We start from the raw sequence: 21,787 nt of genomic DNA on the forward strand, positions 1-21,787 counted from the left end.
TCCACAAGAAAAGAAGATTCCGTTGACTGGAGTATGGATAGCCCGGCCGGCACAATGAAGGCACAAGAACGACGAAAAACCGCCATAATCGAACGAAACGACGAGGTATCCCGACGCAATGACCGAACTCGACACCACCGACCGCCACCTGCTGTCGCTGCTGCAGGCCAACGCCCGCGAAAGCGCCGCCAACCTGGCCCGGCACCTGGGGATCGCGCGCACCACGGTGGTGGCGCGCATCGCGCGGCTGGAGCGCAGCGGCGTGATCGCCGGCTACGGCGTGCGGCTGGGCCAGCGCATGGAAGACAGCGCCATCCTGGCGTATTGCGGCCTGTCGGTGCAGCCCAAGGCCGCGCCCGCGATCCTGCGCGCGCTGCAGCGGCTGCCCGAGATCGAAGAGGTCAATTCCGTCAGCGGCCCGGTCGACTACCTGGTGGCGATCCGCTGCGACACGCACGACCGGCTCGACCGGCTGCTCGACGAGATCGGCATGCTCGACGGCGTCAACCACACCACCACCTCGATCGTGCTGGCGCGCAAGCTCGACCGCCGGCGCGCCGCCGGCTGACGCGGTATGCTGCCAGACCCATCAGCCTTTGCGGAGCAACAGAACATGAATAACCCGATCCGTGTCGCCGTGGGCGGCGTGACCGGCTGGGCCGGCGGCGAACTGGCGCGCGGCGTGGCCCATGCGGCCGACATGACCCTGGTGGCCGGCCTGTCGCGCGGCGCCGCCGGCCAGACCCTGGCGCAGCTGACCGGCCATGCCGATACCCCGGGCGTGGCCGCCGCCAGCATCGAAGCGCTGGGCCAGACGCCGTACGACGTCTACGTCGAATACACCAAGCCCGGCATCGCCAAGCACAACATCCTGCAGGCGCTGGCGCACGGCGCGCACGTGGTGGTCGGCACCTCGGGGCTGACCGACGACGACTATGCCGAGATCGACGCGGCCGCGCGCCAGGCCGAGCGCGGCGTGCTCGCCTGCGGCAATTTCGCCATCACGGTGGTGCTGCTGCAGAAGTTTGCCGAAATGGCGGCGCGCCATCTGGAGCACTGGGAAATCATCGACTACGCCAAGGCCGGCAAGATCGACGTGCCCTCCGGCACGGTGCGCGAGCTGGCGTACCGGCTCGGCCAGGTCAAGGCCGCCGCGCAGGCGGTGCCGGTCGACCAGGTCAACGGCCCCAGGGAAACCCGCGGCGCCACCATGTCCGGCACGCAGGTGCATGCGGTGCGGCTGCCGGGCTACCAGCTGGGCGTGGAGGTGATCTTCGGCGCCGACGGCCAGCGCCTGCACCTGAAGCACGAGGCCGGCGACGGCTCCAAGCCCTATGTGGCCGGCGCGCTGCTGGCGATCCGCAAGGTCCACACCGTGCGCGGCGTGGTGCGGGGGCTGGACCAGGTGATGGAAGGGCTGTGAGGCTGCCGGCGGCGCAGCCGTGCGCAGCGCCGCCGGCCTGTGCCGTTACCAGCTGCCGGGCTTTTCCGGCTTGGCCGGTGCCTTCGGCGCGGGCTTGGCCGCGGCGGCCTTGCCGCCCTTGGCCGCCGGTGCCGGAGGCGGGTTGAGCTGCTTGTCGACCTCGGCGTCCTTGTCGGCCATCAGCGCGCGCGCCTGCGGCAGCAGCATCTCGATGGTGCCGGTGCTGGGGTCTTCCGGCATCGCGTACAGCTCCACCGTCAGCGGCTTGTGCATCCACCCGGCATGCAGCGTCTTGACGGTCTTGCCGGCCTTGTCGCGCATGTCCTCCTGCTCCTGGCGGAAGGGCTTGCCATACAGCGCGCTGATGCTGTCGGCCGCGGCCTGCTGCGAATTGGCGCCGGCGGTCGGCACCATCAGGCCGACCAGCGCGTTGCGGTCGACAAAGGCCACCACGTAGGGGCCATCCATGAACGCCGGGCGCTGCGCGCGCGGCACGCCGACCTGGCGCATCAGGCCATCGCCCTTCAGTTCGACGCAGAAACCGGTGACATCGCGGCCGTCGGGCGTGCGCTTGTCGGCGCAGTCGGGCAGCGCCGGCAGCGGGTTGCCGATTTCCAGCATCGCCAGCAGCGGCGCCAGCGCGCTGTTTTCGGCCTGGACCGTGGGCTTGGCGGCCGGTGCGGAGGCAGGGGTGGCAGAATGGGCAGCAGGGGCGGCATTGACGCCGGCGGCGCCCAGCAGGCCGGCAAGCGCCAGCCCGGCAACGGGGAATTTCAAGACGGACTCCTGGTGTAAGGCTCCGGGTTGGAGCCCGCCCCCGCCGGGTTGTTCCTGCGCGGCGCGGGATCGTGACGAACCGCTCACATCTGGCCACGACGGCAAAGGGGCGTGCGCTAGCTTACCCGATGGTGCCGGCGCCGCCGCCACTTGCGGGCGTCGCCCGGAATCACCCCGCCGGCGCCTTGCGTGTCAGCCCCAGCGCCTCGCGCCGGAAGGTGTGGCCGACCTGGTGGTAGAACGGGTGCGGCGAGAACTGCCGCGAGATGAACGATGCCAGCAACGACGCCGCCAGCAGGAACACCGTCAGGTCCTGCGTGCGCGTCATTTCCATCACGATCACGCTGGCGGTGATCGGCGCCTGCGTGGCCGCGGCCAGGAACGCCGCCATCGACACCAGCGCCAGCACGCGCGGCTCGGCCATGCCGCCGACGAAATGCGCGACGTTCTCGCCGATGCCCGCGCCGATCGCCAGCGCGGGGGTGAAGATCCCGCCCGGGATGCCGGCGAAATACGACACCACGGTCGCCACCAGCTTGGCCAGCCCGAACCACAGCGTGGCATGCGATTCGCCATTGATCAGCGCCGCCGCCTGCTCATAGCCGGTGCCGAAGGTCGCGCCCGCGGTGGCCCAGCCGACGATCGCCACCACCAGCCCGCAGCCGAACGCGGTCCACACCGGATGCCGCCCCGGCCAGTCGCGCCAAGCGGCCGGCAGCAGACCCGGCACGCCGCCCTTGAGCGCCTTGGCGAACACGCCGCCGAGCACGCCGGTGACCAGCGCGCACAGCAGCACCGGACCCCAGGCCTCATGCAGCCCGAGCATCGGCACCTTGACCACGAAATACGGGTTGTTGCCCAGCACCGCCAGCGACAGGAAACCTGCAGTCAGCACACCCGACAGCACCAGCCGGTCCCAGCGCACCGCGGTGCCGCGGCCCAGTTCCTCGATCGCGAACACCACCCCGGCCAGCGGCGTGTTGAACGCCGCGGCCAGGCCGCCGGCCGCGCCGGCGGCAATCAGCGCATTGGGATGGAAGCCGATGCGAAAGCGCAGCTTCTCCTGGCACCAGCGGCCCCAGGCCAGCATCGCCGCCGCCCCTACCTGCACCGACGGGCCCTCGCGCCCGACCGAGGCGCCGGCCAGCAGCGCGGCGGCGGTCAGCACCACTTTCCACATCGACTGGCGCAACGACACCAGCAGCGTCTGCGCCGGGCCCGAGGGCGGCAAGCTGAATGCGGCGATCACCTGCGGAATGCCGCTGCCGCGCGCCTGCGGCGCCAGCCGGATGGTCAGCCAGCGCAGCGCGGCCAGCCCGAACGGCAGCATCACGAACGCCAGCCACGGCGTGGCCTGGGTCAGCTGGCGGTTCCAGTGCAGCGCCACTTCAGCGATCCACGCGAACACCAGCGAGAACAGCCCGACGCAGCCCGCGCCGAACATGAACGCGGCATAGCGCAGCGTGGTGCGCGAGATGCGCCCGGCCTGGCGCGACTTGCGCCACGCCGCCACGCGCGCGCGGCGGCTGATCTGGTCCAGCAGGCGGGGATCGGGCGGCGGCGCGCCGGGGTCGGGCTGCGCCTGGGAGTCCGGGCTGGCGCCGGGAGCGGCGGACGACGAAGAGGCAGGCTGGGGATCGTTGGGATCGCGATCGGTCATGGCTGGGGCGGGCGCAGGCATCGGGCGGGGCACGCCCCGCCGCCTTGATGAGCTGAAACTATACGCCCATCGCCATCCGCTCCCCACGCGCCCGGCCGGCGCGTCAGTCCAGCGAGATGTTGTTCGCCTTGATCACCTTGCCCCAGTGCGCGCGGTCGGCCTCGAGATAGCGGTCGATCTCGGCCTGCGTGCGCGGCGGCTGCACCAGCAGCCCGAGCGCGCTGAAGGTGGCGCGGAACTGCGGATCCTTCAGCACGTGGTCGGCGGCGGCCTGCAGCTTGGCCACCGCCTCGGGCGGCGTCTGCGCGGGCACGGCCAGGCCGAACCAGGTCGCGGCCTGGAAGTTGGGATAGCCGCTCTCGACCACGGTCGGCACGTTCGGCAGCACCTCCAGCCGGCTGCGCCCGGTCACCGCCAGCGCCTTGAGCTTGCCCGCCTTGATATGCGGCAGCGAGGTGCTGACCACATCGACCATCAGCTGCACGTCGTTGGCCAGCAGCGCCGCCAGCGCCGGCGCGCTGCCGTTGTAGGGCACGTGCGTGATGCCGATGCCGAGTTCGGTCTTGAGCATCTCGGTGGCCAGCTGCAGCGCGTTGCCCAGCCCCACCGAGGCGTAGTTGAGCTTGCCGCCCTCGGCCTTGGCGTAGGCCGCGAACTCGCGGATATTGCCGGCCGGCACGCGGGTGTTGGTGACCACCACCAGCGGGGCCTCGGCGCCGATGCTGAAGATGCGGAAATCCTTGGGCGGGTCGTACTGGATCTTCTTGTACAGCATCGGGTTCAGCACCATGCTGCCGTTGGTCGCCAGCACCATGGTGTAGCCGTCGGCCGGCGCGCGCGCCACGCTGGTGGTGCCGATCATGGTGGCCGCGCCGGGGCGGTTTTCCACCACCACGGTCTGGCCCAGCTGGCGCGACATGCCGTCGGCCAGCGCGCGGCCGAACTGGTCGGTCGAGCCGCCCGGCGTGTAGGGCACCACCAGCTTGAGCGGGCGGTCCGGATAGGCCGCCTGCGCGGCCCCGCCCCACAGCGCCAGCGCGCACCCCGCACTGGCCGCGATCGCGGCGAACCAGGCGCGCCGTGGCTTGCGTCCGGTGGTCTTGGTCGGTTTGTTCTGCATCGCGTCTCCTCCTGTCGTTATCGGCTTGTGCTTCGCAGTCCCACCGGTGCGCTCAGACGCGGCGCTGGCGGCCTTCCCAGTATCGGTCGCGCAGCCGGCGCTTGGCCAGCTTGCCGGTTTCATCGCGCGGCAGTTGCGCCTCGACCACGATGCTGCGCGGCACCTTGAAGCCGGACAGCCGCTGGCGCAGCCAGTCGATCACCTCGGCCTCGCGGATCTCGGCGCCCGGCATCGGCTGCACCATGGCCAGCAGGCGCTCGCCGTATTCCGCGTCGGGAATGCCGAACACCACGCAGTCGGCAACGCCGGGGTAGCGCACCAGTTCGTGCTCGATCTCCGCCGGGTAGATGTTGACGCCGCCGGATATCACCATGTCCGAGGCGCGGTCGCAGATGAACAGGTAGCCGTCGGCATCGACATAGCCCATGTCGCCCAGCGTCACCAGCCCGTCGCGGTCGATCGCGGCGCGCGCGGCCTCATTGTTGCGGTAGCTGAAGTCTGGGTAAGCGGGCTGGCGCACGTAGACCAGGCCGATTTCGCCCGGCGCGCACTCGCGGCCGTGTTCATCGAGGATGCGCAGCTGCGCGTCGTCGACCGGTCGGCCGGCGGTACCCGGGCGCGCGGCGGCGTCGGCCGGCGTGGCCACGGTGATCATGCCGGCTTCGCTGGAGGCATAGGTTTCATGGATCACCGGGCCCAGCCACTCCAGCATCGCGCGCTTGACTTCGGGCGCGCACGGCGACCCGGTCGAGGCGACGAAGCGGATCGAAGACAGGTCGTACTTCGCGCGCACCTCGGGCGGCAGCTTGAGCAGGCGCACATACATGATCGGCACCAGGTAGAGCACGTCGATGCGGTGCTTCTCCACCAGTGCCAGCACCTGCTCGGGGTCGAAGCGCGGCGTCAGCACCAGCCGCTCGGCCATCTGCAGCGCGTTCTGGATAAACGAGCCCGGCGCGCTGTGGTACAGCGGCGCCGACATCAGCGCGCGGCAGCCCGGCTCCAGCCCGTAGGTCTGCCGCACCACCGACCGCATGCGCGCCAGCTGCTGCTCGAGCCCGTCCAGCGGCAGCGCCTGGCGCACCACGCCCTTGGGCCGGCCGGTGGTGCCCGAGGTGTACGCCATATGGCCACGCGGCGCCACGCGCGGGCCGTCGTAGGCGGGCTGCTGCGCGAGCCACGCTTCATATTCCGTCGCACCTTCAGCGGGACCGCCCACCGCCAACACCGGCATGCCGGCCGGGACCGCGTCGCGCACCGCGGGCAGCAGGTCATCCTGCACCAGCAGCACCCTGGCGCCGCTGTCGCCCAGCAGGAAGCGCACTTCCTCGGCGGTGAAGTGCCAGTTGATGGGGCAGTAGTAGCAGCCGGCGATGCGGCAGGCATGGACCACATCGGCATACACCGGGTCGTTGCGCAGCAGGACCGCGATCACGTCGCCCTCCTGCACGCCGAGCGCACGCAGGCCGCCGGCCAGGCGGGCGCCGCGCGCCAGCAGGTCCTCGCCGCTGCGGTGCATGTCTTGATACCAAAGGTCCGTGGCCATCCGCTGTCTCCTTGCCTGGGTTCTGTCAGCCGACCACTGTATCGGCGTCGCCACGCATCGACAATCAGGCCGGACGGAATCACAATGTTGCGCCAGACGTGACAATGCTGCAGGCAATTCCCGATGGACCTCAACCTGATCCAGGCCTTCGTCGACATCGTCGATGCCGGCAACCTTGCCGAAGCCGGGCGCCGGCGCGGCGTGACGCGTTCGCAGGTCAGCCGCCAGCTGCGCGAGCTGGAACACCAGGCGGGCGCGCAACTGCTGCGCCGGACCACGCGCCGGCTGGAGCTGACCGAACCCGGCCATGCGCTGTACCAGCACGGTGTGCGCATGCTGCAGGAAGTGGCCTCGGCGCAGGCCGAGATCGACAGCCTGGGCAAGACCCTGCGCGGCCATGTGCGCGTCAGCGTGCCGACAGGGCTGGGCGACGCCTATATCGCGCCGCTGCTGCTGCAGTTCGCGCACAAGCACCCCGGCATCACGCTGCGGGTGTTCTTTGCCAACCGCGTCAACGACCTGATCGCGGCCGAGATCGACGTGGCGCTGAAGGTCACCTCGGCGCCGCCGCTGGACCACGTGGCGCGTGAAATCTGCGATATCCGCTGGCAACTGTATGCATCGCCGCAATATCTCGCCAGGATTGCGCCGGTGCGGGTGCCGCCCGACCTGGCCGGCTGCAGCTTCCTGTGCCCGCCCTACCCGCCGCGGCAGTTCCCGCTGTCGCTGTATCGGGACGGCCAGCGCGTGGACGTGGCGCTGACGCCCACGCTGCAGTCCGAGCACTTCCTGTTCCTGGCGCGCGCCGTGCGCGAAGGCCATGGCATCGGCATGCTGCCGGTCTATATCGGCTGGGAAGAAGTGCGCGCCGGCCACCTGGTGCCGGTGCTGCCGGACTGGCGTCCGGAGGGGCTGGGCAACAAGCTGTTCATCATCACCACGCCCAACCTGCATCCGTCGATGGCGACGCGCGCGCTGATCGGCTTCCTGCGCGAGGAACTGGAGAAGCTCGAGGTATTCCGCGACGCGGTGAAGTAGCCGGCACCGCTGGCCGGTGAACGCACGCTTTCGCCAGGTCATGGAAGCAGCCCGCCTGCAAACTTTCGATTTGCAAGCTATGCTGCAGCCAGCTTGCAAACTGAAAGCAAGCCGCACATAACGGCGGAGACCCATGCCCCCTACCGATTTCACCGCGATGCCCTGCCCCGTGGCCCGCTCGATGGCCGTGCTGGGCGAACGCTGGGCCATCCTGGTGCTGCGCGAGGCCTTCTACGGCAGCACCCGCTTCGACGAATTCGAACGCAACCTGGGCATCGCCCCCAATATCCTCAGCGCGCGGCTGAAGACGCTGGTTGCGCACGGGCTGCTGGCGCGCGTCGCACCCGAGGGCGGCGCCCGCCATGTCTACCAGCTGACCGACAAGGGCCGCGACTTCTTCCCGGCCTACGTCGCGCTCAAGGCCTGGGCCGACCGCTGGATGACCGACGACAAGGGACCGCTGACGCTGTTGCAGGACCGCCGCACCGGCACCGAGATCGCCGAGCCCGCGCTGACACGCGCCGACGGCAGCGCGATCACGCTGGACGACGTGCGCGTGTTGCCGGGCCCCGGGGCTGGCCGCTTCCTGCGCCGGCGCTTCGGCGACAACGAGGCCGCCGCGGCCGCGCCGGAGCGCGGCCATGACTGACACGCGCGCATTGCCCGCCGGCGCCCTGCCCGCCGACACGGCGCCCGCCACCGAAATCGCCCGCCGCATCGGCAAGCTGGCCGCGCCCACCGCGCTGATCGCCCTGCTGCAGGCGGCGGCACAGCTGATCGAAACCTGGCTCGCCGCGCGCCAGGGCACCGCGGCGCTGGCCGGCTGGGCCGTGGTGCTGCCGTTTGCGCTGCTGCTGCAGCAGATGTCGACCGGCGCCATGGGCGGCGGCGTGGTCGCGGCGATCGCGCGCGCGCTGGGCGCCAACAAGCGTGACGATGCCTCGGCGCTGGTGATGCATGCGCTGTGGATCGCCGTGATCGCCGGCCTGGCGTTCGCCGTGGCGCTGGCCGGGTTCCCGCGCGCGGTGCTGGGCGCGGTGGCCGGCGCCACCGCCGCCGAAGCGGCCGCCACCTATGCGATCTGGCTGTTCGGCGCCGGCGCCGTCCCGGCCTGGCTGGCCAACACGCTGGCGTCGGTGTTGCGCGGCGGCGGCCGCCATGCGCTGGCGGCGCGCGTGCTGGCGCTGATGTGGATCGCGTTCCCGGCGCTGTCGTGGCTGCTGGCCGAGCCCGCCGGCATGGGCCTGGCCGGCATCGGCGCGGCGCTGGCGGCGGTGTCGTGGGCCGCGGCGCTGGCGATGGCGATCGTGGTCGCGCGCGGCGGCGCGGGTTTCGTGCCGGTGCTGCGGGTGCGGCTGTCGTGGCCGCTGTTCGCGCGCATCCTGTCGGTGGGACTGGTGGCGTGCACGCTGGCCTCGGTCGCCAACCTGACCACCATCCTGGTCACCGCACAGCTGCGCCACCATGGCACCGCCGCGGTGGCGGCCTACGGCATCTCGGCGCGGCTGGAATTCCTGATGATCCCGCTCGCGTTCGGCGTGGGCTCGGCGCTGACGGCGCTGGTCGGCCGCGCCGTCGGCGCCGGCGACTGGCATACGGCGCGGCGCACGGCCTGGGTTGGCGCACTGCTGGCGCTGGCCATCGCCGGCACCGCGGGCGCGGCAGTCGGCCTGGCGCCGGTGCGCTTTGCCAGCCTGTTCACCCAAGATCCGGAAGTGATCGCGATCGCCGCGCGCGCGCTGTCGTGGGTCGGACCGGCATTCGGCGGCTTCGGGCTCGGCATGGCGCTGTACTTCGCCTCGATGGGCGCGGGCCGGATGCGCTGGCCGGTGGCGGCCGGGCTTTGCCGGATCGCGCTGGCGGCGGGCGGCGGCTGGCTGCTGGCCAATACGTTCGGCATGGGGCTGGACGGGCATTTCCTGGGCGTGGCGCTGGGGATCACGGCGTATGGCGTGGTCACGGCGCTGGGAGTCAGGCAGGGGGAGTGGTCGCCGCGATAACGCGCTCGACCACGACTACCGCGTCAACACCTTCGCCTCCCCCTGCATCCCCGCCTCTCTTACCTCCTGCGGCACCGCGGGCCAGCCGCCGCCGAGCGACTTGTACAGCGCCGCGGCGCCGGTCAGCACATCGACCTGGCCCTGCACCGCCGCCAGCTGCGTGGCAAACAGCTTCTCCTGCGCGGTGGTCACTTCCAGGTAGCTGGAATAGCCGCCTTCGTAGCGCGCGCTGGACTGGTCGGCATAGACCAGCAGGCTCTTCTCCTGCTGGCGCAGGCTGACCAGCCGCTTGCGGGTCTCGATGCTGTTGGCGAGCGCGCTGTTGACGTCGGCCAGCGCCGCCAGCACCGTGCCCTGGTACGCCAGCATGGCCTGCTGGCGCTGCGCCGCGGCGCTCTGCACCTGGCCGCGGATGGCGCCGCCCTGGAAGATCGGCTGGGTCAGCCCGGCGCCGATGCCCCACACCTGCGAGGCGCTGTGCCACAGCGCGCCGGGCGTGCTGGCGATGGCGCCGAACAGCCCGCTCAGGTTCACCGCCGGCAGGTACAGCGCCTGCACCGCGCCCAGCTGCGCGTTGGCGGCGATGGCGGCCTGCTCGGCCTGCAGCACGTCGGGGCGGCGCGACAGCAGCGCCGCCGGCAGGTCGGCGCCCGCGGGTGGCGGCAGCAGGTCGTGCACCGGCTTGCCGCGCTCGACCGGGCCCGGCTCGCGTCCCAGCAGCAGCGACAGCGCGTTCTCGGTCTGGGCGATGGCGGTGCGCAGCGGCGGGATCGACGCCTCGGTCGAGTAGTAGTCGTTTTCCGCCTGCGCCAGTTCCACCTGCGAAATCACGCCGCCTTCGTAGCGCTGGCGGAAGATATCCAGGCCGCTCGCGCGCGACGCCAGCGTCTGCTGTGCGATCTCCAGCTGCGCGTCGAGCCCGCGCAGCGTGGCATAGCCCTGCACCACCGACGCCGCCAGCGCCAGCACCACGCCGCGGCGCCCGTACTCGGCATTCCACAGCTCGGCTTCGGCCGACTCGGCCTGGCGCCGGATGCGGCCCCACAGGTCCAGTTCCCAGCTGGCATTGGCCAGCAGCTGGTACGAATTGCGCGGCCCGTCGAGCCCGGCGAACGGCGTGCCGTTGAAGGTGCCGGCACGCTGGCGCGCCGCCGACGCGGACAGCCCCAGCAGCGGGAAGAAGCCGCTGCGCGCCACCATCAGCTGGCCGCGGAACTCGTCGATGCGGGCCGCGGCGATGCGCACGTCGTAGTTGCTTCGCAGCGCCGCTTCCACCAGCGCATTGAGTACCGGGTCGCCAAAGCTGTCCCACCAGGCGCTGTCGGCGGCCACCGTCAGCACGCCGGTGTCGAGGCGGTACTGCGCCGGGTCCGGGGTCTCGGGGCGCTGGTAGTTGGGGCCGATGGCGCAGCCGCCCAGCAGCGCGGCCAGGCAGGCGCCGGCAAGCTTGTGGCGCGCGCTCATGACGGCTCTCCCGTCGGCGGCGTGGCTGGTGGCGCTGTGGGTGGCGCTGTGGGTGGTGTTGTGGTCGTCGGCGCGGCGCCCTTGGCCTTGGGCTTGCGCTCGGACATGGTCTCCAGCCCCCAGAAGAATAGCGGGATAAAGAACAGCGCAATCACCGTGGCGCCGAGCATGCCACCGATCACGCCGGTGCCGAGCGACTGCCGGCTCGCCGCCGAGGCGCCGCTGGCAATGGCCAGCGGCACGCAGCCCAGGATGAACGCCAGCGACGTCATGATGATGGGCCGCAGCCGCAGCCTGGCCGCGTGCAGCGCGGCGTCGTAGGCGCTCAGGCCCTCCTTGTGGCGCATCTCCACCGCGAACTCGAAGATCAGGATGGCGTTCTTGGCCGCCAGCGCAATCAGTACCGTCAGGCCGATCTGGAAGTACACATCGTTCTGCATGCCGCGCATCAGGATCGCCAGCAGCGCGCCGAACAGCGCGAACGGCACCGCCAGCAGCACGCCGATCGGCAACGACCACTTCTCGTATTGCGCCGCCAGGATCAGGAACACCATCAGCAAGGCAAAGGCGAACACATAGATCGCGGTCGAGCCCGCGGTCTTTTCCTCGTACGCCTGCCCGCTCCAGGAATAGCTGTAGCCCTCGCCCAGCACCTCCTTCGCAATGTCCTCCATCGCCTGCAGCGCCTGGCCCGAGCTGTAGCCGGGCGCGGCGTCGCCCATGATCTTGGCGGCCGGGAAGTTGTTGAAACGCGTGACGATGTCGGCGCCGGGCACGTACCTGACCGTGGTGACCGCCTTGATCGGCACCATCTCGCCGTTGCGGTTGCGCACGTAGACCTTGTCGATATCCTCCGGGCGCGAGCGGTAGTCGGGCTCGGCCTGCAGGATCACCTGGAACAGCCGGCTGTTCTTCGGGAACTGGCTGACGTAGAGCGAGCCGAACATGGTCTGCAGCGCCGAGTAGACCTGTTCCACCGGCACGCCCTGGGTCTCGGAGCGCTCGCGGTCGACTTCCACCATCAGCTGGCGCGAGCGCGTGTTGATGGTGGAGTTCACGCCGGTCAGCTCCGGCCGCTGGTGCGCCTTGGCGATAAAGGCGCGCACCTTGCCCTCGAGCTGCTGGTAGGTGCCGTCGCCGGTGCTCTGCAGCCAGAACTCGAAGCCGCCGGTGCTGCCCAGGCCCGGGATCGAAGGCGGGTTGATCGGGATCACCACGCCGTCCTGGTAGGTGGAGAACTCCTTCTTGGCGTTGGCGATCAGGTCGGCCGCGCTTTCGCCGTCGCCGCGCTCACTGAAGCCCTTGAGCGAGACAAAGAGCGTGCCGGCGTTGGACTTGTTCTGCGAATCGATCAGGCTGAAGCCGGTCGGCGCCGCCACCGCGGCCACCCCCGGTTGTTTGGAGAACCAGTCCTCGGCGCGGCGCGACAGCGCCTGGGTGCGGTCCAGGCTGGCCGCATCCGGCATGATCACCGCGCCCAGCAGGTAGCCCTGGTCCTCCACCGGCAGGAACGACGACGGGATACGCGCGAACATCAGCCCGATCGCCGCCAGCATCGCCACGATCACCCCCAGCGACACCACCGTGCGCCGGATCACTGCCTGGTTGGCGGCGTCATAGCGATCGATCAGCCGGTCGAACTTGGCGTTGAACCAGCGGAAGAAGCGGTTCTTCTTCTGCTCGCCCGGCTTGAGCAGGATCGCCGCCAGCGCCGGCGACAGCGTCAGCGCGACCACGCCGGACAGCACCACCGAAAACGCTAGCGTCACCGCGAACTGCTTGTACAGCTGCCCGGTGATGCCCGACAGGAACGCCACCGGGATAAACACCGCCAGCAGCACCAGCACGATCGCCACCACCGGGCCGCTGACCTCGTCCATCGCCTTCTTGGCGGCTTCCTTGGGCGGCAGGTTGAACTCGGTCATGTTGCGCTCGACGTTCTCGATCACCACGATCGCGTCGTCGACCACGATGCCGATCGCCAGCACCATGCCGAACAGCGTCAGCATATTGACCGAGAAGCCGAACATGCTCATGCCGACGAAAGCGCCGATGATCGATACCGGCACCGCCAGGATCGGCACCAGCGTGGCGCGGAAGCTCTGCAGGAACAGGTACACCACCAGGATCACCAGGATCACCGCGTCGCGCAGCGTGTGCACGACCTCGCCGATCGACTCCTGCACGAACTCGGTGGTGTCGAGCGCGATTTCATACTCGAGTCCGGGCGGGAACGATTTCTTCAGCTCTTCCAGCGTGCCGCGCACCTGCTTGGCCACGTCGAGCGCATTGGCGCCGGGCTGCTGGTAGACCGCCATCAGCGTCGCGGTCTTGCCCTTGTAGCGGCTGCGCAGCGAATAGTCCTTCTGGCCCAGCTCGACCCGGCCCACGTCCTTCAGGCGCACCAGCGCGGCGTCGCCCGACTGGGCGCGCAGGATCATGTTCTCGAACTCGGCGGGCTCGGTCATGCGGCCCTTGGTGGCGATCGGGAAGGTCAGCTTGACCTCGCCATCGGTGGGCGACTGGCCGATGCGCCCGGCGGAATACTGCTGGTTCTGCGCGCTGACCGCGTTCTTGACGTCTTCCACGGTGATGCCGAGCGACGCCATCCGGTCCGGCCGCAGCCAGATGCGCATGGCGTAGTCGGGGCTGCCGAAGATCGACGCCTGGTTGGCGCCAGGTATGCGCTTGAGCGCGTCCAGCACGTAGATATTGGCGTAGTTGCCGACAAAGGTCTGGTCGTAGCTGTTGTCGGGCGAATACAGCGCGATCACCATCATGAACGCCGACGACCGCTTCTGCACCGACACGCCCTGCGACGTGACCGCATCCGGCAAGGTCGGCAGCGCCAGGTTGACGCGGTTCTGCACGTCCACCTGCGCCAGCTGCGGGTCGGTGCCGATCTCGAAATACACGTTCAGCGTCATGTCCCCGGTGGAGGAACTCGACGAGTTCATGTACATCATGTTGTCGGCGCCGTTGACCTGCTGCTCGATCGGTGCGGCCACGTTCTGCGCCACCACTTCGGCGCTGGCGCCCGGATACTTGGTGCTGACCGTGATCGACGGCGGCGTGATCTCGGGGAACTGTGCGATCGGCAGCTTGGTCAGCGCCACCAGGCCGCCCACCACGATGATGATGGACAGCACCGAGGCGAAGATCGGCCGGTCGATAAAGAAGTGGGATAGCTTCATGGCTTGCCCCCGGCGCCGGCGGCAGCCTGGGGCTGGGGTGGCGGCGCTGCCGCTCCTGAAGCGGCCGCCGCGGCAGCGGGCGCGGGCCGCGCCGCGGTGGCTTCCACCGGCCGCACCGGCGCGCCGGGCGCGAGCCGCAGCATGCCGCTGACCACCACGCGCTCACCGGCCTTCAGGCCGGTGCTGACGATCCAGTTGTCGCCGCTCCACTGGCCGGCCTCGACCACGCGCTGCTGCGCCTTGTTGTCGGGGCCGACCACACACACCTGCTGGCCGCGTGGCCCCTGGATGATGGCTTCCTGCGGCACCGCGATGGCCTGCCGGCGCTCGGCGCCATGCAGCTTCACGCGCACGAACTGGCCGGGGCGCAGCGTGCCGTCGGGATTCGCAACCTCGGCGCGGATCATGTAGGTGCCGGTTTCCGCGTTGAAGGCGGCATCGGCAAAGGTGATCTTGCCGTGATGCGGGAACTGGCTGCCGTCGGCCAGCACGATCACCACGTCGAAGGCGCCCTGCGCCGGAAACCTGAGCGCGCCGGACTGCTGCCCGGCGCGCGCGGTCAACACCTCGTTCTCGGACAGGCTGAAGTTGACCCACATCGGGTCGAGCTTGGCGACGTAGGTCAGCAGGCTGTTGGACGGATCGATATAGCTGCCCGCCTGCTTCTTGGCAAAGCTGGACACGCCGGTGACCGGCGACTTGATGGTGGTGTAGCCCAGGTTGAGCTTGGCGTTGGTGACGTTGGCGCGCGCCGCCTCGACTGCGGCCGCGGCGGACTGCTGCTTGCCGGTCGCGTCGTCCAGGTCGCGCTGGCTCAGCGCGTTGCGCTCGGCCAGCGGGCGCACCCGCGCCAGGTCGGCATTGGCGGTCTTGAGCCGCGCCACCTGCTGCGCCAGCTCAGCGTTGGCGGCGTCGAGCGCCGCGGCAAACGGCTTCGGGTCCATCAGGAACATGGTCTGGCCGGCCTTGACCACCGCGCCCTCGGTATAGACGCGCTGGTCGAGAAAGCCATTGACCCGCGCGCGGATCTCCACCTGCTGCGAGCTCTGGGTCTGGCCAACAAAGTCGTAGACGATGGGCACGTCGCGCAGCGCCACGGTCATCACGCTGACTTCGGCCGCGGGCGGCGCGTGCGCCGCCGGTTTGTCGTTGCCGCAGGCGGCCAGCGCCATGGCGCAAGCCAGCCCGAGCGCGCCGCGCCATTGGAATGCAGTATTCACGGATCCCCCTCCCGCCATGGTTATGCATGCGATGGCTGCGGGCGGTCGCCGTGGTCGGCCGTGTTACGCCGCACCGGTCCGCCGGCCGCGCTCCCCTTCTCTCCGGCAGGGTAAGACCCTGCCCCGCCGCGCGCCAATTCAATTCTTTTGTCGACGTCTTTACTACTTTCGAAAGCGCCGGTCAGCGCGCCGCCGCCATGGCTTCAGCGACGGAAACCGCCATGGAAGCCGCCGCCGCGGAAGCCCCCGGCGCGGCCGCCGAATCCCGCTCCAGCGCCGCCGACGAAGCCGCGCCCCTGCCACGCGTGCGCCGAACCCTGCAGCCGCTGCTGGCCGATCTCGCGCGCCTGGCGCTGCTGCTCCAGTCTCGCGGTGGCGTCGTTGCCCGGCTGCACCGGCTCCCAGCCGCCGGGGGTGTGCTTCTGCCAGCCGCTGTCGGTGTGCTGGTAGACCGAACCGTCGTGCCCGGCATACACATTGCCGTTGTTCCAGACCACCGCGTTGTCCTTGCCCGGGTTGGCGACAAAGCCGCGGCTGCCGCCACTGTGTTGCCCCGTCTGCGTATTGCCGGCGATGCCGGCCTCGGCGGCGCCGACGCGGCCGGTCTGGGCGTTGTAGCCTGCGGCCTGCCGCCCTGCGGCATAGTCGCCGGTGTAGGTGTTGCCGGCCACGCCGCCGCGCGCCGCGCCTTCGCGCCCGGTCGACGGGTTGGCGAAGCTGCCCTGGCGGCCGGCCGCATAGTTGCCGGAATAGGGATTGAACGCGGCGCCGCGGCTGCCCTGGTAGCGCGCGCCGGTGGCCGGGTTGTAGCCGGCGCCCGCGGTGCCGCGCCATTCGGTGCCGGTCCAGGCGTTCCAGCCCTGCGCGTGGGTGACCGTGCCCTGGCCCCAGCGGCCGTAGAAGTTGGCCTGGTTCACGTTGACGTAGTTCCAGTTGTACGGGCCGCCCCACCAGTACGGGCCCCAGTACGGCGACGCAGCGCCCCAGAACGCGCCCGCGGCGAAGCCGAAGGCAAAGCCCTCGGCCATGCCGATGCCGAAGCCGGCGCCGTAGCCATAGGTCACCGGATAGCCGTAGTAGACCGCGCCCACGTAGGGCGGATAGACATAGCCCGTGCCATAGACCACGGTACCGTCGGCGCTCACAACCACGCCCATGTAGCCGGGCGTGTAGCCGACCACCACGGTCTGCGGCGTGACGGCGTAGATGCGCACGTAGGTGACGTAGTACACCGGCGAGGTCGGCGGGATGGTATAGATCGCCGACGGCACCTCGGTCGCCACCTGCCACGGACCAGTGGGCGCCGGCGCGGTGAACCAGACGCCGTTGGCCACCGCGTAGTAATGGCTGCCGTCGACCTCGATCACCGGCGTGCCGGTATTGACCGCGTAGCTGAGCGAGGTGCCGGTGATCGGCACGAAGCGCGGCGCGCCGTCATACGCCACCGTCAGGCTGGCCTTGCTGCGCGACACCGTGGCGGTCTGCGGGATGGTGGCGGCGATCTCGGCCTCGCGCGCCTGCGGCGTGCCGGGCACGGAGACCAGCACATTGGCCTTGGGATCGGTGGGCGGGATGCGGGCGAAGTCCGCCGGCAACTGGCTGCCCGGCACGTACTGCCACGGTCCGGTCAGCATCGGCGCGCGGAACCAGCGCCCCGAGACCAGCACGTAATACTGGTTGGCGGCCGGATCGACAAAGACCGCGTGGTCGGCATTGGTCATGGTCAGCAGGCTGACGCCGCTGACCGGTGCCATCTGCGGTGCGCCGCTGGTCACCACCAGCTCCGTCGGCTGGGTGGCAAAGAGGATGGCCGGGGCGCGCGCAGGGCGCTTGCCGTCGGCTGGCAGCATCGCGTCGGGCTTGATGCCGGCGGCCGCCTTGCCGGCCGCGGTCTCCAGCGCCTTGGGCACGGTCGTCATCACCTCCCAGGCGCCGCCGGCCGATTCGGAGCGATACCAGTAGCCGGCCGCCTTCAGCCACAACTCGCCATCGGGCGCGCGCAGCAGCAGCGCGCGGCTGTTCAGCGCGCGTTCGTACGACGTTCCGGGCACGGCGCGCCAGGCGGGCTCGCCATCGACCAGCACCAGCAGCGTCGGCGTGGTCGCAAACAGGATCTGCGGCGCGTCATTGCGCACCGCGACGCGGCCGGCTTTTGCCAGTTGCTGCGATACCGCATAGCTGGCCTGCAGCTGATCCAGCGGCACCGTCAGCCCATTGGCCGGCAGGCGCGACACCAGCACCTGGCGCACGCGGTCGGCGGCGTCGGGCTGCGTCGGCACTTCGACGCTGTCGACCGTGATCCGGCTCAGCTGCACCAGCCCGGACGGCTTGTCGATATCGCCGGTGGCCGAGAAATGGACCACGCCGTAGGTCGGCGTGCCCGCCTTGTCGCCGACCGCCACCGCGGCGCGCCCGGACAGGCGGTTGCCCTCCCAGGTCTCGATCTGGGGCTGGTACAGCTCGACATGGTCGGTGGCCGCATCAAAGCTGCGCGGCCAGGTCAGAGGGGCCGCGGCCGTGGCTGCCGCCGCTGACGGCGGCTTGGCCGGCGTGGCGGCCTGCGCGGCGAGCGGCGCCAGCGCCAGCCAGGCCGCCGCGACCAGCGCGCTGGTCTGCTTGCTGGTCCGATTTATCCGAAACGACATGGGTTTCTCCGGGAGGGCGCCGCCTGCCGGCTGCCGGCACGCGCGGGCAGGATGCTGCACAACAGGCGGCCCATTGCGCGAATCTAGAGTAGCCCGTCAACGCGAACAATCCGATTTGAAAACATTCAGGATGCGCCAGAAAAAAGACAGATCAGCCGCCGGCACCGGGCCATGGGCCCGGGTGCCCTTGAAGCGTCCCGGCACGGCCTCATCTCTGTTCACTCCACCCCGCATCCCCGCCCATGCCTCCACGCACCACCATCCTGACCGCGGCGCTCGTCACGGCCTTGCTGCACGGCTATATCGGGCTGCGCCTGCTGCCGGCAATGCCGGCGCCGATGGCGGTCAAGGCGCTGGCGGTGGCCTGGCTGGCCCTGTCCTGCGCGCTGCTGCCGGCCGGGCTGCTGGCGCGGCGCGTCAGCCAGCCGTGGTCGGACCTGGTGTCGTGGATCGGCATGCTCGCCATGGGATTCTTCTCATCGCTGCTGGTGCTGACGCTGGTCCGCGACGTGGCCCTCGCCGCCGCCTGGCTGGCGGGGCAACTGCTGGGCTGGCGTGCGCCCGGCCTGGCCGCCGGCAGCGCCGTGGCAGTGCCGCTGCTGGCCTTGCTGGTCACGCTGGCCGGTTATGTCAATGCGCGCCGGCTGGCGCGCGTGGTCGAGGTCGACGTGCCGGTGCCGGGCCTGCCCGATGCGCTGCACGGCTTCACCATCGCGCAGATCAGCGACATCCATGTCGGCCCCACCATCAAGCGGCCTTATCTTGACCGCATCGTCGACCGCGTCAACAGCCTGCAGGCCGATGCCGTCGCCATCACCGGCGACCTGGTCGACGGCACCGTGCGCGAGCTGTCGGCCCACACCGCACCGCTGGCCCGGCTGCAGGCACGCCACGGCACCTACTTCGTCACCGGCAACCACGAGTACTACTCGGGCGCGGAACCGTGGATCCAGGAACTGCGCCGCCTGGGCGTGCGCGTGCTGATGAACGAGCACGTGGTGCTGCAGCATGACGGCAACGCGCTGGTGCTGGGCGGCGTCACCGACTACTCCGCCGGCCGCTTCCATGAAAGCCACCGCAGCGACCCGCAGCGCGCCATCGCCGGCGCTCCCGCCGACGCCGGCGTGCGCGTGCTGCTGGCCCACCAGCCACGCACCGCGCCCGCGGCAGCGCAAGCGGGCTTCGACCTGCAGCTGTCGGGCCATACCCATGGCGGCCAGTTCTGGCCGTGGAACCTGTTCGTGCCGATGCAGCAGCCGTACACCGCCGGCCTGGTGCGGCATGGATCGCTGTGGATCTATATCAGCCGTGGCACCGGCTATTGGGGCCCCCCGAAGCGGTTCGGGGCGCCGTCGGAGATTACGCGGGTGAGGTTGGTGCGGGGCAACTAGGAAAGTGCCGTAAAAGAGGAAGACTCTTCGCGGGCTTGAAGCGGGGATTTTGCAAGCTCAGCTACCGGCGGTCAGCGCCTGGGCTTTACTTGGCCTTCAGGTTCATCGAGCTGAATGCCTTTCGCGCCAAGTCGGAGATGCGTTTCTTGTTCCGCCTTAGCTCGGCGATTTCGGATTTCGTCAGATGTACGGAAACCGATGAGGTACCCCGCTTAATCCGCGGTGAGGGCGTGGGTGGCAATGCCGAAGATCTTGCGGATTTCATCGCCATACCTCCTTTCCAGTTCACGAATTACCCTGCCGGGTGCCACGAGTCGTCCAGGTAGCCGCTTTAGAACGAAGAGGTGGATTGACTTTCGCATCCCCCAAACCTATCCGGCATCACACTAATGCCAAAGGTCTGGCAACACGTTTCAGAATTTTCGACAGCACATACAGCCAGCACCATAAAAAAACCAGGCCCGCAGACCTGGTTCTCTTGCTCGCTCAGCAGTGCTTCACCGCACGATCGGCTTGTACCGGATCCGCTTCGGCTTGGCCCCTTCCTCGCCCAGCCGCTTCTTCTTGTCCGCCTCGTACTCCTGGTAGTTGCCGGGGAAGAACTCGACATGCGAGTCGCCCTCGAACGCCAGGATGTGGGTGGCGATCCGGTCCAGGAACCAGCGGTCGTGCGAGATCACCATCACGCAGCCGGCGAACTCGAGCAGCGCGTCTTCCAGCGCGCGCAGCGTTTCCACGTCGAGGTCGTTGGACGGTTCGTCCAGCAGCAGCACGTTGCCGCCGGCGATCAGCGTCTTGGCCATGTGCAGGCGGCCGCGTTCGCCGCCCGACAGCGTGCCGACCTGCTTCTGCTGGTCGCCGCCCTTGAAGTTGAAGCGGCCGATATAGGCGCGCGACGGGGTCTCGTAGCGGCCGACGGTCAGCACGTCGGCGCCGCCCGAGATTTCCTCGAACACGGTCTTGGTGCCGTCCAGCGCGTCGCGGCTCTGGTCGACAAAGGCCATCTTCACGGTCGGCCCGATCTTGATCTCGCCGCTGTCCGGCTGCTCCTTGCCGGTCAGCATCTTGAAGAAGGTCGACTTGCCGGCGCCGTTCGGGCCGATGATGCCGACGATGGCGCCCGGCGGCACCTTGAAGCTCAGGTTTTCGATCAGCATGCGGTCGCCGAAACCCTTGCTGACGTTGTCGAACTCGATCACTTCGTTGCCCAGGCGCTCACCCACCGGGATGAAGATTTCCTGGGTTTCGTTGCGCTTCTGGTATTCCTGGCTGTTCAGCTCGTCAAAGCGGGCCAGGCGCGCCTTGGACTTGGCCTGGCGGCCCTTGGGGTTCTGGCGCACCCACTCCAGTTCCTTGTGCAGCGCCTTCTGGCGCGCCGATTCGCTGGCCTCTTCCTGCTTCAGGCGCGCTTCCTTCTGGTCCAGCCACGAGCTGTAGTTGCCCTTCCAGGGGATGCCGTGGCCGCGGTCCAGTTCCAGGATCCACTCGGCGGCGTTGTCGAGGAAGTAGCGGTCATGGGTCACGGCCACCACGGTGCCGGGGAAGCGCGTCAGGAACTGCTCCAGCCAGTCGACCGATTCGGCGTCGAGGTGGTTGGTCGGTTCGTCCAGCAGCAGCATGTCGGGGCGCGACAGCAGCAGGCGGCACAGCGCCACGCGGCGCTTTTCGCCGCCGGACAGGTGTTCGATCTTCGCGTCCCACGGCGGCAGGCGCAGCGCGTCGGCGGCGATCTCCAGCTGCAGCTCGACGTTGTTGCCGTCGCTGGCGGCCAGGATGGCTTCGTACTTGGCCTGGTCGGCGGCGAGCGCGTCGAAGTCGGCGTCCGGCTCGGCATACGCGGCATAGATTTCATCGAGCTTCTTGCGCGCCTCGAACACGCCGCCCAGCGCTTCTTCCACCGACTCGCGCACGGTCTGCTCGGGGTTGAGCTGCGGCTCCTGCGGCAGGTAGCCGATGTTCAGGTTCGGCATCGGCGTGGCCTCGCCCTCGATCTCCTTGTCGAGGCCGGCCATGATCTTGAGCAGCGTGGACTTGCCCGAGCCGTTCAGGCCGAGCACGCCGATCTTGGCGCCCGGGAAGAACGACAGCGAGATGTCCTTCAGGATGTGACGCTTGGGCGGAACGATCTTGCCCACGCGATTCATGGTGAAAACGTACTGTGCCATGGGTGCGTGTTGGTGATGGTGCTGGAGTAGGTGCGGGAATGGCGGAGTGTATCAGGCACGCCGGCGCGCGCAGCCCGGGCCCGGCCAGCTTTGGCCTGCGCCGGTACAATCGCAGGTTCGTCTTTCCGCCGATTTTTCAAGCCA

15 protein-coding genes are annotated in these 21,787 nt (G+C 69.6%); 6 read left to right on the forward strand and 9 right to left on the reverse strand.

Annotated elements, in window-relative coordinates; translation table 11 throughout:
* Positions 1 to 118: 118 nt before the first annotated feature.
* Together A2G96_RS20560 and dapB are read left to right on the forward strand one after the other, a co-directional pair.
* Positions 119 to 568, forward strand: coding sequence for an Lrp/AsnC family transcriptional regulator (locus tag A2G96_RS20560; protein ID WP_062801873.1), 450 nt, complete (start codon positions 119 to 121; stop codon positions 566 to 568).
* Between the two features lie 45 nt (positions 569 to 613).
* On the forward strand, positions 614 to 1,423 hold the full coding sequence (dapB, locus tag A2G96_RS20565) for a 4-hydroxy-tetrahydrodipicolinate reductase (protein ID WP_062801874.1): 810 nt from the start codon (positions 614 to 616) through the stop codon (positions 1,421 to 1,423).
* A gap of 45 nt (positions 1,424 to 1,468) precedes the next feature.
* On the opposite strand, the gene A2G96_RS20570 is transcribed toward dapB, so the two are convergent.
* The 4 genes from A2G96_RS20570 to A2G96_RS20585 all read right to left on the reverse strand — a co-directional run bounded on the left by A2G96_RS20570 (position 1,469) and on the right by A2G96_RS20585 (position 6,580).
* Positions 1,469 to 2,200 carry a hypothetical protein gene (locus A2G96_RS20570; RefSeq protein WP_062801875.1) on the reverse strand — a complete coding sequence of 244 codons (732 nt, stop codon included), beginning with the start codon at positions 2,198 to 2,200 and terminating at the stop codon, positions 1,469 to 1,471.
* Positions 2,201 to 2,369: 169 nt separating this feature from the next.
* On the reverse strand, positions 2,370 to 3,860 hold the full coding sequence (locus A2G96_RS20575) for a chloride channel protein (protein ID WP_150124189.1): 1,491 nt from the start codon (positions 3,858 to 3,860) through the stop codon (positions 2,370 to 2,372).
* A 103-nt stretch (positions 3,861 to 3,963) separates the two neighbouring features.
* On the reverse strand, positions 3,964 to 4,980 hold the full coding sequence (locus tag A2G96_RS20580) for a Bug family tripartite tricarboxylate transporter substrate binding protein (protein ID WP_062801877.1): 1,017 nt from the start codon (positions 4,978 to 4,980) through the stop codon (positions 3,964 to 3,966).
* Between the two features lie 52 nt (positions 4,981 to 5,032).
* On the reverse strand, positions 5,033 to 6,580 hold the full coding sequence (locus A2G96_RS20585) for an acyl-CoA synthetase (RefSeq protein ID WP_257732247.1): 1,548 nt from the start codon (positions 6,578 to 6,580) through the stop codon (positions 5,033 to 5,035).
* Between the two features lie 69 nt (positions 6,581 to 6,649).
* On the opposite strand from A2G96_RS20585, the gene A2G96_RS20590 reads away from it, so the two are divergent.
* From A2G96_RS20590 to A2G96_RS20600, 3 genes are all read left to right on the forward strand, one after another.
* The gene (locus A2G96_RS20590) at positions 6,650 to 7,564 is read left to right on the forward strand and encodes a LysR family transcriptional regulator (protein WP_062801879.1); all 915 of its coding nucleotides are present in this window, start codon (positions 6,650 to 6,652) and stop codon (positions 7,562 to 7,564) included.
* Positions 7,565 to 7,697: 133 nt separating this feature from the next.
* Positions 7,698 to 8,213: a winged helix-turn-helix transcriptional regulator gene (locus A2G96_RS20595; RefSeq protein WP_062801880.1), complete on the forward strand. Its 516-nt coding sequence runs from the start codon at positions 7,698 to 7,700 to the stop codon at positions 8,211 to 8,213.
* Positions 8,206 to 9,564, forward strand: coding sequence for an MATE family efflux transporter (locus tag A2G96_RS20600; RefSeq protein WP_062801881.1), 1,359 nt, complete (start codon positions 8,206 to 8,208; stop codon positions 9,562 to 9,564). Before A2G96_RS20595 ends, A2G96_RS20600 begins: the two co-directional genes overlap by 8 nt.
* A 15-nt stretch (positions 9,565 to 9,579) precedes the next feature.
* On the opposite strand, the gene A2G96_RS20605 is transcribed toward A2G96_RS20600, so the two are convergent.
* From A2G96_RS20605 to A2G96_RS20620, 4 genes are all read right to left on the reverse strand, one after another.
* On the reverse strand, positions 9,580 to 11,028 hold the full coding sequence (locus A2G96_RS20605) for an efflux transporter outer membrane subunit (protein WP_062801882.1): 1,449 nt from the start codon (positions 11,026 to 11,028) through the stop codon (positions 9,580 to 9,582).
* Entirely contained in the window at positions 11,025 to 14,222 is a 3,198-nt protein-coding gene (locus A2G96_RS20610) for an efflux RND transporter permease subunit (RefSeq protein ID WP_062801883.1), read from the reverse strand. The genes A2G96_RS20605 and A2G96_RS20610 overlap by 4 nt, the downstream gene beginning before the upstream one ends.
* Entirely contained in the window at positions 14,219 to 15,460 is a 1,242-nt protein-coding gene (locus A2G96_RS20615) for an efflux RND transporter periplasmic adaptor subunit (protein ID WP_082819022.1), read from the reverse strand. Before A2G96_RS20615 ends, A2G96_RS20610 begins: the two co-directional genes overlap by 4 nt.
* Before the next feature lie 185 nt (positions 15,461 to 15,645).
* Entirely contained in the window at positions 15,646 to 18,087 is a 2,442-nt protein-coding gene (locus tag A2G96_RS20620) for a carbohydrate-binding family V/XII (RefSeq protein ID WP_062801885.1), read from the reverse strand.
* Between the two features lie 242 nt (positions 18,088 to 18,329).
* On the opposite strand from A2G96_RS20620, the gene A2G96_RS20625 reads away from it, so the two are divergent.
* Positions 18,330 to 19,478, forward strand: coding sequence for a metallophosphoesterase (locus A2G96_RS20625; protein WP_062801886.1), 1,149 nt, complete (start codon positions 18,330 to 18,332; stop codon positions 19,476 to 19,478).
* A 497-nt stretch (positions 19,479 to 19,975) separates the two neighbouring features.
* Here the strand turns inward: A2G96_RS20625 and ettA are convergent, their stop codons facing one another.
* A complete protein-coding gene (gene ettA / locus A2G96_RS20635) occupies positions 19,976 to 21,643 on the reverse strand; it encodes an energy-dependent translational throttle protein EttA (protein WP_018005229.1) in 1,668 nt (555 codons plus the stop codon).
* Positions 21,644 to 21,787 lie beyond the last annotated feature (144 nt).

Origin of the sequence: Cupriavidus nantongensis (genome assembly GCF_001598055.1) — a bacterium.
In the GTDB taxonomy this organism is placed as follows: domain Bacteria; phylum Pseudomonadota; class Gammaproteobacteria; order Burkholderiales; family Burkholderiaceae; genus Cupriavidus; species Cupriavidus nantongensis.